General features: G+C 69.9%; 11 protein-coding genes. 7 read left to right on the forward strand and 4 right to left on the reverse strand.

What is annotated here, in order from left to right; genetic code table 11:
* Position 1: 1 nt before the first annotated feature.
* Positions 2 to 2,326: a glycosyltransferase gene (locus tag CACI_RS12490; protein WP_012786717.1), complete on the reverse strand. Its 2,325-nt coding sequence runs from the start codon at positions 2,324 to 2,326 to the stop codon at positions 2 to 4.
* A 228-nt stretch (positions 2,327 to 2,554) separates the two neighbouring features.
* Complete coding sequence (locus CACI_RS12495) at positions 2,555 to 3,292, reverse strand: ArsR/SmtB family transcription factor (protein WP_012786718.1); 738 nt, start codon at positions 3,290 to 3,292, stop codon at positions 2,555 to 2,557.
* A 64-nt stretch (positions 3,293 to 3,356) separates the two neighbouring features.
* Here CACI_RS12495 and CACI_RS12500 point away from each other — a divergent pair, with 64 nt between their 5' ends.
* Positions 3,357 to 4,775 (forward strand): MFS transporter, encoded by a 1,419-nt coding sequence (locus CACI_RS12500; protein ID WP_012786719.1) that lies wholly within the window; start codon positions 3,357 to 3,359, stop codon positions 4,773 to 4,775.
* A gap of 112 nt (positions 4,776 to 4,887) precedes the next feature.
* On the opposite strand, the gene CACI_RS12505 is transcribed toward CACI_RS12500, so the two are convergent.
* Both CACI_RS12505 and CACI_RS12510 read right to left on the reverse strand, forming a co-directional pair.
* Complete coding sequence (locus CACI_RS12505; RefSeq protein ID WP_041540185.1) at positions 4,888 to 6,330, reverse strand: alpha/beta hydrolase; 1,443 nt, start codon at positions 6,328 to 6,330, stop codon at positions 4,888 to 4,890.
* An 89-nt stretch (positions 6,331 to 6,419) separates the two neighbouring features.
* The gene (locus CACI_RS12510) at positions 6,420 to 7,124 is read right to left on the reverse strand and encodes a GOLPH3/VPS74 family protein (protein WP_041540186.1); all 705 of its coding nucleotides are present in this window, start codon (positions 7,122 to 7,124) and stop codon (positions 6,420 to 6,422) included.
* 361 nt (positions 7,125 to 7,485) lie between these two features.
* Between CACI_RS12510 and CACI_RS12515 the strand changes: the two genes are divergently transcribed.
* The 6 genes from CACI_RS12515 to CACI_RS12540 all read left to right on the forward strand — a co-directional run bounded on the left by CACI_RS12515 (position 7,486) and on the right by CACI_RS12540 (position 14,530).
* Positions 7,486 to 8,490 carry a LacI family DNA-binding transcriptional regulator gene (locus tag CACI_RS12515; RefSeq protein WP_012786722.1) on the forward strand — a complete coding sequence of 335 codons (1,005 nt, stop codon included), beginning with the start codon at positions 7,486 to 7,488 and terminating at the stop codon, positions 8,488 to 8,490.
* Between the two features lie 131 nt (positions 8,491 to 8,621).
* The gene (locus CACI_RS12520; RefSeq protein ID WP_012786723.1) at positions 8,622 to 10,319 is read left to right on the forward strand and encodes an ABC transporter substrate-binding protein; all 1,698 of its coding nucleotides are present in this window, start codon (positions 8,622 to 8,624) and stop codon (positions 10,317 to 10,319) included.
* A 90-nt stretch (positions 10,320 to 10,409) separates the two neighbouring features.
* Positions 10,410 to 11,579: an ABC transporter ATP-binding protein gene (locus CACI_RS12525; protein WP_012786724.1), complete on the forward strand. Its 1,170-nt coding sequence runs from the start codon at positions 10,410 to 10,412 to the stop codon at positions 11,577 to 11,579.
* Complete coding sequence (locus CACI_RS12530) at positions 11,576 to 12,547, forward strand: ABC transporter permease (RefSeq protein ID WP_012786725.1); 972 nt, start codon at positions 11,576 to 11,578, stop codon at positions 12,545 to 12,547. Before CACI_RS12525 ends, CACI_RS12530 begins: the two co-directional genes overlap by 4 nt.
* 4 nt (positions 12,548 to 12,551) lie before the next feature.
* Positions 12,552 to 13,547 (forward strand): ABC transporter permease, encoded by a 996-nt coding sequence (locus tag CACI_RS12535; RefSeq protein ID WP_012786726.1) that lies wholly within the window; start codon positions 12,552 to 12,554, stop codon positions 13,545 to 13,547.
* Positions 13,544 to 14,530, forward strand: coding sequence for an ABC transporter ATP-binding protein (locus tag CACI_RS12540; RefSeq protein ID WP_012786727.1), 987 nt, complete (start codon positions 13,544 to 13,546; stop codon positions 14,528 to 14,530). Before CACI_RS12535 ends, CACI_RS12540 begins: the two co-directional genes overlap by 4 nt.
* Positions 14,531 to 14,556 lie beyond the last annotated feature (26 nt).

A 14,556-nucleotide genomic window follows, 5' to 3' on the forward strand; every position in this document is an offset into this window, starting at 1 on the left:
CTCAGTCCGCCAACCCCGCCCGGATCAGCCCCAGGCGAGCCTGGTGATAGGCCAGCGTCGACTCCGCCCCCTGGTTCGGATTGGTGCCGGCGGCCTGCAGCCCGTCCCGGCATCCACCGGAACCGGCGTCGTACAACGGCAGTCCAAGCCGATTGTCCCCCAGGAACCACGCGAAGGAACGTCGCGCGACCCCGGCGTACCGGGCGTCCCGGGTCATCCGCCACGCCTGTGCGCTCGCCTCGACCACGGCCGCGGCGTCGATCGGCTGCTCATCCCCTTCGTACTCAGGACGCGGGAATCCCTTGCGCCGCCACAGATTCCCGACCAACGCCAGCTGTCCGGAGCCCGCATCGCCATCGCCATCGCCATCGCCATCGGCATCGGCAGCAGACCCAGCGTCGCCATCGCCGGACAAGTCCAGCCCCACCTGCTTCACGTACCAGTCCAGCGCGACCAGTCCCCGGCCCGCGACCTCCGCGTCCCCCGCCCGAGCACCGCCGGCCAGCAACGCCTGCGCCAACCGCGCGTTGTCATAGGACAACCGCTCCTCGAACCACGGCCACGATCCGGTAGCGCTGTCCCGCCACGCCGCATCCAGCCGCTCCACGCCCTGCTCCAACTCGCGCGTCGGCTCGGCGATCTGCACCAGCCCGAGCACCGCGTACGCCGTGCTCCGCAGAGCAGTCAGATTCCGCACCGCGGGCAGCATGTCCATCAACTGCTCGCCCGCCCGCTCCCGGAACTTGTCCGGGACCGCCGGCGCCGCCGCGATCTCGCCGAGCGCCCAGATCAGCCGCCCGACATGATCGCCGGGATGCGGCTCGTCCAGCCAGTGTCCGTCGACCGTGCGCATGTTCCGCGCCGCCCGCGCAGCCGGATCGTAAGCCTGCTGAAGGAAGTCCAGGCTCGTGTCCAGCCACTCGTGCGGCGTCGCCCCGCGCAGCGCCTGCGGGTGCTCCGCACACAACCCGGCCGCGACGATCGCGAGCCGCGCGACGTCGTCGACACAGTGCCCGGACGCCGGATCCGGCCGCATCCCCTGGCCGAACTGCATGATCCCGCCGGAGTCGGTGAGCCGGGTCAGATGCTTCAGCTTCAGCCGCGGCGGCTGCACGCTCCCCGCCGGAGCCTTGTGCCGACGCTGCGCCGCACAAGCCCGCACGATCGCGGCGAACCGCTGCGCCACCGCGTCCCAGTGCAGTAGCGCCCCGCGCTCGCGCGCCGCCTCGCTCGCGGCGGCCAGGCGCGCGTCGTCGCCGAGCAGCGTGCGCAGCGCCTCGGCGAAGGCCTCGGGGTCCTCCGGCGGAACGGTGATCCCGGCGCCGTCGCCGAGCATGTCCACCGCGTAGTGATACTCCGTCGACACCACCGGCTTCCCGGCGGCGACCGCGAACGTCAGCGCACCGGAGGAGATCTGCTCGCGCGACCGGTAGGGAGTGCAGAAGATCTCCGTCTGCGCCAGGATCGCGCCGATCTCGTTCTCGGTCAGGAAGCTGTCCAGGAACGCCACCCGGTCGGCGACGCCGGCTTCCTCGGCCGCCTTCATCAGGCTCTCGCGATAGTCCTCGCCGCTGTTGCGCACGATCTCAGGGTGCGTGGTCCCGGCGATCAGATACGCGGCGTCCGGGTGCTCCTCGGCGATCATGCCCAGCGCCTCGATCGCGGTCTGCAAGCCCTTGCCGGGCGAGATCAGCCCGAACGTCGAGAGCACCCGCCGTCCGGCGAGTTCGTCCAGCACCCGCCGGACCTCCGCGCCGATCTCGTTCGTGGCCTGATAGTCGGTGACCGGCGTCGGCGCGCCATGCGGCACGTGGACGATCCGGTCCGGCGGCGCGATCCCGGTCCGCACCGCGAGCGTGCGCGCCGTCTCGGTGAAGACCGTGACCGCCGCGGCCTCCCGGCACAACTGGTGCAGCGTCGTGGCCTGAGCCCAGGTCGGCTCGGAGAGCACTGTGTGCAACGTCACAAGGTAGGGCACGCCCAACCGCGTCAGTTCGGCGGCGAATCCGGTGATCCACGCGCCGTCGCTGCCGCCGAAGATCCCGAATTCGTGCTCGATGACGACCGCGTCGACACCGGAGTCGGCCAGGTGCGTGGCCGCCCGGCGGTGGCTGGAGTAGGAGTCCTGCTCGATGATCGCCGTGACCTCAGGCGGGTAGTCCAGACCGTCCCGGTCCAAGGCGCAGATCTCGACTGCCAGATCGGGCGCCGCCTCGGCCAACGCCGTGGTCAGGTCCTGCGAGAACGTGGCGATGCCACAGCGGCGCGGTGCGTAGGTGGAAACGATCGCGATGCGGGTTTCCAGGGGCGAATGAGTCTTGGGCATGCCTTCTCACCTTCCAGTCCATGGTCCGCGATCGACGCTGGGCGCACAGCGGCGCGCGGAGGTATCGGTCGGATGACTGTGTATGAGGCCAAAGATGATTGAACAGCATCCAGCGTCGCATCTGGATGTTTCGTGACTGATACAACATTCTGCGACACTTGGGCATAGTGCCTGTGTGATCGTCCGTGAACTGAGACACGAGATGTCCGTTTTTGGACGCTCAGCGCGTCACGGACGCAGCCAGGCCAGCCTGTCGCGGCCCAGGGAGGTCAGCCGCGCGCTGCGCGGAACGGTGCCGCGCGCGAGGTATCCGAGCTCGAAGAAACGGTCGGTGACCGCGGTGCCGAGCGGGCCCGCGAGATGGTGCGCCTGCTCGGTCCAGTCCACGCAGTAGCGCAGCGGCGTGCCGGTGTTCAGCACCGGATCCGGGACGCCCCACTCGGCGAGCGCGCCTTCGCCGGCATCCGTGAGCCGATACAGGTCTTTGCGCCCCGGCGCGGACAGCCGGTCGACCGCATCATTCGGGTGATGGAGCCCGTCGCCGCCGACGATCCACTTCCGGTCCAGCATGCCGCCGAACAGCTTGACGCCCAGCTCCCCGGCCAGGTGGCGGTAGCAGGTCCGCGCGGTCCGCAGAGCCGCCGCGCGGGTGTGGGCGCGCAGCGAGGTGATCGGCGTGGACGGCGCCAAGCGAGCCAGGGCTTCGAGAACGCCCTCGACGTCGCTGTTCGCCAGCCGGTAGTAGCGGTACCGGCCCTGCTGCTGCGCGGTGACCAGCCCATGGCTCAGCAGGATCGCCAGATGGTTGCTCACCGTCGAGGCCGCGACTCCCGCCTCCTCGGCGAGCCGGCCCGCCGGAAGCGCGCGTCCGTCGGACAGCGCCATGAGCACGCGGACCCGGCGCGGGTCGGCGAACGCGGTCGCGACCTGCGCGATCTCGGGATCACCGCCGGCTGCCGTGGGCATATAACGATCGTACGCACGGGACGTTTCGACGCTCGCTGAAGTATTCCGGGCCGAGGATCGAAGCATGCGAAACGAGCGCACGAGTCGAGCGTTGACCTTGGGATTGTGCGGCGGGTACTTCCTGGTCTTGCTGGACGTCACGATCGTGAACGTCGCGCTGCCGCAGATCGGGACCGGACTGCACGCCGGCGCCTCGGGCCTGGCGTGGGTCGTCGACGCCTACACCGTGCCGCTCGCCGCGCTGCTGCTGGCCTGCGGCGCGATCGGGGACCTGCTCGGGCACCGGCGCGTGGTGGTCGCGGGCTTCGCCGGATTCGGCGCGGCCTCCGTGGTGTGCGCGCTGGCGCCGGGACTGGGCTGGCTGATCGCGGGGCGCGCGGCGCAGGGCGTCTGCGCGGCGCTGATGCTGCCCGGCACGTTGGCGCTGCTGGCGGACACGGCGCCGGACGAGGCGGCGCGGGCACGGGCGGTCGGGCTGTGGGCGGCGGTCGGCGGGGCGGCGCTGCCGGCCGGACCGCTGGTCGGCGGGCTGCTGGTGGAGACGGGGCAGTGGCGCGCCGTGTTCTGGGTCAACGTGCCGGTGATCGTGGTCGCGCTGGCCGCGGTGCTGTGGGGGTCGCAGCGCTCGCGGCGGTCGCAGGGGTCGTACAACCTTGCCTCCGATGCCGGCGAGGCGTCCGCGGAACGTGGTGTCCCGTGGTCCGACGTGCCCTGGGCGGGCGCGGCGGCACTCGTGGTGATGCTGGCATGTGCGGTGACCGCTGTGGTGCAGGTGCGCGATGAGGCGGGCTTGAGCGCGGTGATGCTGGCGATGACAGTGGTGGCCGCAGTGGCGTTCCGCTTCTTCGAGCGCCGATCCGCCCGACCGTTGCTTCAGGTTGAAGCCGCGGCTCGGCGACCGCTGGCAGCGGCGTGCGCGGTGGCGGGATTGATGAACTTCTGCGTCCTCGGCTCGCTGTTCCTGATGACGCAAGTCCTCCAGGACACCGACGGACTCAGCCCTCTGCGAGCCGGAGCGCTGCTGCTCCCCGGGATGCTGCCGCTGCCACTGCTCGGCACGACAGCGGGACGCCTGACCACCCGCTTCGGACCTTGGCGCACGAGCACCGTCGGCCTGTTCCTCGCGGCGGCGGGCTTCGTCGGCATCGCCACCGGCATCGACGGTCCCGACTTGCTCCGACTCCTCCCGGCGCTCGCGGTCTGGGGCACGGGACTCAGCATCCTGACGCCCGCGATCGTCGCCGCCGCGCTCCGCACGCTGCCCGCCGCTCCCGGCATCGCCTCCGGCGCCAGCAACACCGCTCGGCAGACCGGCGCCGCGTTGGGCGTCGCGGTGTTCAGCGCGCTGGCCGGTACCGCCACTGCGAACGGCTTCGTGCGCCATGCCGCCTGGCTGCTGACGGCGAGCGCGGTCGCGTTCGTCGCCGTCGCGCTCATCAGCGCGCGCTCAACCGCCGTCGCCAAAGAGCGGGCGAGCACATGATCCTTCTCCCAATTCTTCTCTCACAAAAGCGTGATCCCGGCCCGGCCGAAGCCGAACCGGGACCTCGCTTCGTCGGGGAGGCCCTCTCTCCCCGAAGCCTTGGTGCTCCGCGCTACTCGAACATCGGGTACGACCACGACGGGTCCGGCTTGACCGGCGGGGGCGAGGTCACCTGGTTGTAGTGGCCGGTGGCGATCTGCCCGAAGTTCGCCATCGCCGGCGAGGTGGGGTCGAAGTAGTAGTCGTGCGCGGCCACCAGGCCGCTCGGGCCGACGCCGCCGTTGAAGACGTGCGCGCCGAAGGCCGGGGTCACCGGGTCGGTGTCGTGGAAGCCCTCGGCCCAGACGATCGGGTCGTTGTCGTCGCGGGTGGCCCAGACGTGCGCGGTGCCGCCGGGGACGTTCATCGCCGCGGCGTTGTCCACGTTGATGCCCGGGCTCGCGGCCAGGACCACGTCGTCGGCGCGCAGGCCGCCGGGCGCCTGGGTGGCCTCGCCGACCACGGTGGTGCCGTAGCTGTGGCCGATCACCGTGGTGTGCAGCGGATCGCTCGGGTCGTGGGTGGCGTACAGACCCTGCTGGAAGTTGTCCAGGACCGGTCCGCCGGCGTGCGCGGGCCCGGAGAACAGCGCGCCGGGGACGGTCGCCGGGGCGTTGTAGTCCATCCACGCGACCGCCGAGGTGGTCTGGGCCGGGTCGGCGTTGTGCGCGGAGGCCACGATGGCGTCGGCGCCCTTGGTGTAGGCATCGACGCTGCCGACCGACAGATCGGTGCTCACGCCGGGGACGACGGTCACGACGTTGTCGGCGGTGTCCGGGTTGCCGCTGGCGATGATCGAGTGCCCGACCCCGTTGGTGTCGACCTCCAGCAGGTACTTCTGCGGCGTGCCGTTGGTCCCGCCGTTGGCGAGCACCTTCTGCACCTCGTTCATCCCGTCGAGCTTGCCCTGCAGCTCGGTGATCTGCTTCTGCTGCATCGCCGCGACCATCGGGTCGTCGGCGAAGGGCAGGGTCTGCGTGTTCTTCAGATCGGTGATCTGCTGCTGGGTCTGCTTTTGCAGGTTCGACAGGACAGTCCGGTTCGCGGAGTCGCGCACGGTGTCGGGCACGCCGTCCAACGCCCCGATCTTCGCCGGCTCACTGGCCACCAACGCCGCCCGCTGATCGCTGCTGAGCCCGGTCCACCACTTGTTCACGTCCGCCGGACTGGTCCCGGCGACCGGCGTCGAGGGCAGCGACCCGCCGAGGCCCAGACTCCCGAAGCTGTCCGAGACCATCGTGTCCAGGGAGGCGTAGTCGCTGGCGCAGCACTGCACCGCGCCGTTCAGCGTCCCGAACAACCCCAGCCCGGACGTCAGGGAACTGACAAGGTTCTCGTGCAGCTGCCCGTTGACCGACCCGACCATCGACCCGATCTCACCGAAGATCGCCGCACCCACCGCCAGCGACCCCAACTCGCTCAGCGCGCTGCCGCCGCTGGAGACCAGACTCTCCAAGTCCGCGGTGACCGTACTCATCAGCGGCAGGTCGATGCTGAAAGCGCCTGTGTCGGCCACGACGCCGTCCCCCTCATCCGATTCCGGTGCTGTCCGGCACAGCATGACGGGCGCCGAAGCGGCGGTGCGAGGGGAGAAGTACCCACGGATCAGGGAGTTCTGTCCCACGCCTTGACCATCTCCACAGCCATCTGCAGGTCCCTGCTGGAGTCGAAGGTGAACTTCTGTCCGGGGGAGGGCTGGGGCAATACCCGGCTGAGCAAGACGGAAAAGCGCTGCCGTTCCACCGCTGCCGCCAGTGCCGCGCGCTTTTTTCGGTCGCGCCGTCCTTTGTAGAGGTGGCTCGTGTCGAGTCCGAGTCCGTGGACGATTCCGGCGAAGTTCAGATCGCGCTCGCTCGGGTCGGCGCCCGCCGCCACGCGTTCGACGCGCGCGCGGGCCGAGGCGGCTGCCTCGGTGTCGAGGAGGCGGAAGCGGCCGTAGCTCCCCGCGCCGTTGTTCGGCCGGTCCCAGGCGAGGATTTCACGGTCTCGCAGGGAGCTGAGACAGGCGAGCAGTGAGGGCGCGACCCAGTTCTTCACGGCCCGTTCGGGATGCCGGTCGCCTTCGCGCATGGAGCGGGCCTGCTCCAGAGCCTGGGCGAGCAGTGGCTGCCCGGCGATCGGCTCCTCGGCGCCGGCCACGACCGTCACGCCCGGTGCGCCGTTGGGCAGCCGCAGCCGCACGCACCCGGCCTCCGCCAACTCGGCCAGCGTGGCGGCGTTCAATCCGATCTGCATCGCCGCCGACCCCGGCAGTACGCCTTTGTCGGGATCAAGCGCGACCAGCAGCAGTTCTTCCCCCAGTGTCAGCACTTTTCGAAGGTAACCGCACCCGGCGCCGCCGGTACAGATCCGCCGCGCCGGCCGGGACACCGTCAGGTTTCCAGAACGTTACCCCGTCGTTATTGCCCAGCCGCCCCGCCGGGTGTTGACTGCTCCCCGGAACCGGTTTCGGAACCGGTGCCGTAAGCGGTCGCGAGACCGGTTCCGGTACCGTCCCCGCGGACCGACCGAGAGCACGATCACTAGCACCGCACTGGCATTCTGAGCACAGCGCACGCACCACATTGCACGCACCACTGCACGGCAACGCTGCATCAGCACCACAGCACAGCTGCACGCACCACAGCACTGACACTCCCTGTTGGCACAAGCCGTCCGAAAGGCGCTGTCCATGCCGATCACCATCGCCGACGTCGCGGCCCGGGCCGGGGTCAGCAAGACCACGGTCTCCCGCGTGCTCAACGGCAAGGGCGAGCTCGACGCCTCGACCGTGGCGCGGGTGCGGCTCGTCATCGACGAGCTCGGCTATGTGCCCAGCGCTCGGGCGGTATCCCTGGCGCGCGGGCGCACCGGCGTCATCGGGATGCTCGTGCCCTCGCTCACCTGGCCGTGGATCGGCGAGGTGATCCAGGGGGCGGTGGACGTGGTGGAGAGCGGGGAGCTCGGGGTCATGCTCTTCACCTGCAATCAGGGGGACGAGTCCATGCGGCGCTTCGCCAGCCAGGTCAACGCCAAGGCGTTCGACGGGCTGCTGGTGATCGAGCCGGAGGGGACCCTGGACTACATCACCGAGCTGCACACCGGCGGGCTGCCGGTCGTCCTCATCGACGACCGGGAGAGCCGGCCGCAGTTCGCCTCCGTCGCGACCACCAATCGCGCCGGAGGCCGCGCCGCCGCGCACCACCTGCTGGAGACCGGCCGCCGCCATCCGGTGGTCGTCACCGGCAAGCTGGGTTTCGGCTGCGTCACCGAACGGCTCGAGGGCTTCGCCGAGGCCTTCGAGCAGGCCGGGCATCCGCTGCCGGCCGAAGCCGTGCTGGAGGGCGACTTCAGCATCGCCTCGGGTCACGCCGCAGTGGCGCGGGCCGTGGCCGACGGGGTCGAGTTCGACTCCGTCTTCGCGCACAACGACCTCTCCGCTGCGGGCGCCATGCAGGCGCTGAGAGAGGCCGGAATCGCGGTGCCGGGGGACGTCGCCGTCGTCGGGTTCGACGACGTCGAGTGTGCCGCCGTTACCGAGCCGCCACTGACCACGGTCCACCAGCCCCTGCGCGAATTGGGGGCCACCGCGGCCCGGCTGCTGACGGCTCACCTCGGGGGCGAGCCCCTGCCGGCCGAACCGGTCGTCATCCCGACCGACTTCGTCGTCCGGAGCTCCACCGCACCAAAGAGCTAGTACAGGACCACAGCACAGGACTGGATTCCATCCCGATCCGCCCGCACGCGCGCCCGCTTCGGGCCGCGCCGCGATACCGCGCACCCTCGCACGGGGCGCGCGGCACGGATCCCCAGCTTGGAGGAGAAGGAATGACCTTCGCGACATCCGGCACCGCAGCCCGGCGTCCGCTCGCCGCGCTGCTGGCCGCGGGCCTGGCCGTCACCCTCGCCGCGGGGTGCGGCAGCAGCAAGAGCAAGAGCGGCGGCGCCTCGACCGGCGGCGGCAAGACGGTGCTCAACGTCGGCATGCCCGACGGAGCCACGCTGCCCGCCAACAACAACCCCTACCTGGACTCCTCGTTCGCCAAGAAGCTCGGCTACACCTGGCTGATCTGGGAGCCGCTGGCCATGCAGGACGAGGCCAAGCCGGACCAGGACCCGGCGCCGTGGCTGGCCACCAAGTGGAGCTGGTCGCCGGACTACAGCCAGGTGACCCTGACCGTCCGCGACGGCGTGAAGTGGTCCGACGGCACGCCGCTGACCGCCGACGACGTCGCCTACTCCTTCCAGATCCAGAAGGACCACAAGGAAGTCGACTACTACTCGCTGGCCATCAAGGGTGTGACGACCAGCGGCAACCAGGTGACCGTGTCCTTCGACGGCTCGCAGTACGTGAACCGCACGAAGATCCTGTCCACCCAGGTGATCAACAAGAAGCAGTGGTCGGCGATGGCCGACCCGTCCAAGGACACCGTCGCCAACCCGATCGGCACCGGTCCCTACACCATCAAGACCACCACGCCCTCGACGGTCACCGTCAGCGCGCGCAGCGACTACTGGGGCACCGCGCCGAAGGTGAAGACGATCAACTTCACCACCTACAGCTCCAACGACACCATGGGCGCGGCGCTGACCTCCGGCGCGGCCGAGTGGAGCTACTACTTCATGTCGGACGCCAAGAGCACGTTCGTGGCCAAGGACCCCGCGCACTACAAGCTCTACTTCCCGGCCCAGCTCTCCGCCGACGGCCTGTGGTTCAACACCACCAAGAAGCCGTACGACAACCCGCACCTGCGCCGCGCGATGAGCATGGTCATCAACCGCGACGACATCTTCAACCAGGGTGAGGCCGGCTACTTCAAGCCGGAGATCGCCAACGTCACCGGCATCCCGACGCCGCAGGGCGAGCCCTACATCGCCGCGCAGTTCAAGAACATCTCGCCGGTCACCGGCGTGGCGGCGGCGAAGAAGGAGCTGACCGACAACGGCTTCACCTACAGCGGCACCACCCTGGTGGACCCGACCGGCAAGCCGGTGACGATGACGCTGACCGACCCGGCGGACTGGAACGACTACCAGACCGACCTGGCGATCATCAAGGACAACCTGGCGAGCATCGGCATCAACGCCACGGTCGACAAGGCCAACGACGACGCCTGGTTCGACAACATCGCCAAGGGCAACTTCGACGCGGCGCTGCACTGGACCAACTCCGGGACCACGCCGTACGACATGTACGACCAGATCATGGACTCCGCGGGTCTGGAGCCGCTCGGCACGGCGGCCACCGGCGACTTCGGCCGGTACAAGAACCCCGCCGCCGACGCCGCGCTGAAGGCGTACTCCAACGCCACCGACGACGCCGGGCGCAAGGCGGCCATGGACAACCTGGAGCAGCTGTTCGTCCAGGAGATGCCGATGATCCCGACCTCGGCCGGCAACCTCGGCGCGGAGTACTCCACGAAGAACTGGAGCGGCTGGCCCAGCGCGGACAACGCCTACGAGGCGCCGCAGCCCACCCGCTGGGGGATGGAAGACATCGTCCTGCACCTGACCCCGTCCTCCTGACCGGGCAGTCGACCAACTGTCCGGCGTGACCAGGGCCGGGTGGCGGCGTTGAGGGGCGCCGCCGCCCGGCCCGTGGAAAGGAACCCATCGATGACGGCGCTTGACCACGAGGTGGTCCTGGAAGCCGAGGCGCTGACCAAGCACTTCCCGGTGCGGGCCCGCGGCCGCGCGGCCCTGTCCCGCGTCCCGAAGGTCGTGCATGCCGTGGACGACGTGTCCCTGAGCCTGCGCAAGGGGCGCGTCACCGCGCTGGTCGGCGAGTCCGGCTCGGGCAAGTCGACGGTCGCCCGCCTGCTGGCGCAGCTCTACCCGCGTACCGGCGGCGACATCCGGATCGACGGGGTGTCCACCGCGGTCAAGGGCGGACGGCAGTTCAAGGCGTACGCGCGCCGGGTCCAGCTGATCTTCCAGGACCCGTTCGCCTCGCTGAACCCGGTGCACACCGTGCGCCACCACCTGACCCGCGCTCTGAAGATCCACGGCCGCTACGAAGGCGAGCAGTCGCTGACCGAGCTGCTGGGCCGGGTCCAGCTGACGCCGGCCTCGCTGTACCTGGACAAGTACCCGCACGAGCTCTCCGGCGGCCAGCGCCAGCGCGTGTCGATAGCCCGCGCGCTGGCCGCCGACCCCGAGGCGCTGCTCGCCGACGAGCCGGTCTCGATGCTGGACGTCTCGATCCGGCTCGGCGTGCTGAACCTGCTGGCGGATCTGAAGAACCGGCTGAACCTGGCAGTGCTCTACATCACCCACGACATCGCCTCGGCGCGCTACTTCGCCGACGAGACGCTGGTGATGTACGCCGGGCGCATGGTCGAGGGCGGCGACTCCGAGACGGTGACGCAGCGCCCCGCGCACCCCTACACCCACCTGTTGGTCCACTCCGCGCCGGATCCCGAACGCGTCCGAGGGGCGACCGAGCCCATCGACGAGGAGGACTCCGGCGAACCGCCGAGCCTGATCGACCCGCCGAGCGGCTGCCGGTTCCACCCGCGCTGCCCGAAGGCGATGGAGGTGTGCCGGGTCCGCGTGCCGGAGCGCACGCTGGTCGGCGACGCGCCGGACCACTGGGTCGCCTGCTGGCTGTTCGGCGACGAGGGCGGCGAGAACGAGACGACCGCGCTGGTCGGCAAGGCCGGCGACGTCGGCGAGGTCGCGGAGGACGGCGATGACGCGGAGCTGGAACCCATGACGACCGTCGCCGGGCTCGAGACCACGTCCGCCGAGCCCGAGGCGCCCGAGCTGGAGGGGGCAGAGCCGTGAGGTACTTCCTGCGCCGCCTGGGCTTCTACCTGTTCACGCTCTGGGCGGCCATCACCATCAACTTCTTCATCCCGCGGATGATCCCCGGCAACGCCGTGGACTCCCTGCTCGCGCAGCGCCGCGGCGAGGTCGACAGCCAGGCCGTGCAGTCCCTGAACATCCTGTTCGGCCTGGACAAGCACCAGAGCCTGGCCTCGCAGTACTGGCACTACCTGGTCCAGCTCTCCCACGGCGACCTGGGCATCAGCTTCGGCAACTTCCCCGAGCCGGTGACCACGGTCCTGGGCTCGGCGCTGCCCTGGACGCTCGGGCTGATCGGCACCACCACGATCCTGGCCTTCCTGATCGGGACCGGGCTGGGGGTGTTCGCCGGCTGGAAGCGCGGGACGTGGGTGGACGGTCTGCTGCCGGCGACCTCGTTCCTGTCCTCGATCCCCTACTTCTGGCTCGGGCTGATCTGCGTGGCCTGGCTCGCCAGCCCGCTCGGCCTGCCGACCTCCGGCGGCTACACCGTCGGCAACGTCCCCGGCTGGAACATCGCCGGCGACATCCTGAACCACATGATCCTGCCCGCCCTGACCATCATCGTCACCTCGATCGGCGGCTGGCTGCTGTCGATGCGGAACATGATGGTCACGGTCACCGCCGAGGACTACATCACCGTGGCGCACGCCAAGGGCCTGTCCGGGACGCGCGTGATGACCAAGTACGCGGCGCGCAACGCGCTGCTGCCCTCGGTCTCCGGCTTCGGCATGGCGCTGGGCCTGGTGGTCGGCGGCACGTTCCTGGTGGAGCAGGTCTTCTCCCTGCCCGGCGTCGGGCTCCAGCTCATCAACGCCATCTCAGGGCACGACTACCCGTTGATCCAGGGCGTCTTCCTGGTGGTGACGGTCGCGGTGCTGGCCGCGAACTTCCTGGCCGACCTGGCCTACATGGCGCTCGACCCGCGTACCCGGAAGGAGGGATGACCCGATGAGCCAGCCGATTGTGGTGTCCCCGCAACCGACGGCGGCGGTGGCGACCGGGAGGGCGAGGATCCGCTTCCGGATACCGAGCACCAAGGTCTCGATAGGCCTCGCGATCCTGCTGCTGTTCACGCTCGTCGCGTTCTTCGGCGACGCGCTCGCGCCCTTCGACCCCTCCAAGCGCAGCAACGACATCCTGCAGAGCCCGTCGGCCAAGCACTGGTTCGGCACGACGCACCTGGGCCAGGACATCTTCAGCCAGATCCTGGTCGGGACCCGCAGCGTGATGTTCGTCGGCTTCTTCGCCGGCATCCTGGCCACGGTGATCGCCGTGATCGTGGGCGTCACCTCCGGCTACCTGTCCGGCTTCTTGGGCGATTCGGTGTCCACGCTGTCCAACGTGTTCATCGTGATCCCGGCGCTGCCGCTGATCGTCATCGTCACCAACGTCATCCCGAACTCCGGGGACTGGGCGATCGCGCTGGTCATCGGCTGCACCTCCTGGGCCTGGGGCTCGCGGTTGCTCAGAGCGCAGACGCTCTCGCTGCGCAACCGGGACTTCGTGCAGGCGGCCAAGGCCAACGGCGAGTCCACCTGGCGCATCGTCACCGTGGAGATCCTGCCCAACCTCACCGCGATCATCGCCTCCTCCTTCATCGGCACGGTGATGTTCGCCGTGATGACCGAGATCGCGCTGGCCTACGTCGGCGTCTCGGGCATCTCGGAGTGGAACTGGGGCGAGGTCCTCTTCTGGGCGCAGGGCCAGCAGGCGCTGGCGATCGGCGCGTGGTGGTGGTTCGTGCCGGCCGGGCTGTGCATCGCGCTGCTGGGCACGGCGCTGGCCCTGGTGAACTTCGGGATCGACGAGATCGTCAACCCGCGGCTGCGCGGCGGCGGCAAGGCCGTGGTCCGCACCGCCGACGGGCGCAAGACCCGGATGCGGATCGGATTCACCCCGGTGCTCACGCCGCGGGCGGACATTGCAGAAAGTGGCGGCCGATGAGACCGGTGCTGGAAATCAAGGGCCTGTCCGTCGACTACGGGGTCGGCGAGCACTCGGTGCGCGCGGTCAACACCGTTGACCTGACGCTGAACCGCGGCGAGGTGCTGGGCCTGGCCGGGGAGTCCGGCTCGGGCAAGTCGACCCTGGCCTACGGCGCCACCCGGCTGCTGCCCCCGCCCGGGGTGGTGACCGGCGGATCAGTGCTCTACCACACTGACGAGGGCGACACCGTCGACCTGCTGCGGATGACGGACGCCGAGCTGCGCGCCTTCCGCTGGAGCCAGGTGTCGATCGTGTTCCAGGGCGCGATGAACTCGCTGAACCCGGTGGCCACCGTCGCCGCGCAGCTCACCGACGTCATCGCCGAGCACCGGCCCAAGTCCTCCAAGGCCGAGCGGCTCAAGCGCGCCGCGGAGATGCTGACCCTGGTCGGCATCGCCCAGGACCGGCTGGAGAGCTACCCGCACCAGCTCTCCGGCGGGATGCGGCAGCGCGTGATGATCGCCATGGCGCTGGCCCTGGAGCCGCGCGTGGTCATCATGGACGAGCCGACCACCGCGCTGGACGTGGTCATGCAGCGGCAGATCATGAAGCAGCTGGCGAAACTGAAGGACCAGCTGGGCTTCTCGGTCATCTTCATCACCCACGACCTGTCGCTGCTGGTGGAGTTCAGCGACCGGATCGCGATCATGTACGGCGGCCGGATCGTCGAACAGGCGCCGGCGATGGACCTCTATGACAAGTCCCTGCATCCCTACAGCGACGGTCTGCTGCACTCCTTCCCCGCCCTGCGCGGTCCCCGGCGCGAGCTGGCCGGTATCCCCGGCTCGCCCCCGGACCTGCGGGACATGCCGGTCGGCTGCGCCTTCCAGCCGCGCTGCCCCAAAGCCTTCGACCCCTGCGGCGTCTCGCCCCCGCCGCTGGTCCGGCCGGCCTCGGCCCCGGAGCGGACCGTGGCCTGCTACCTGCACCCTTCTGCGTGAGCTGTATCAGAGCATTGAGGAGAACC

The organism is Catenulispora acidiphila DSM 44928 (genome assembly GCF_000024025.1).
GTDB classification, from domain to species: domain Bacteria; phylum Actinomycetota; class Actinomycetes; order Streptomycetales; family Catenulisporaceae; genus Catenulispora; species Catenulispora acidiphila.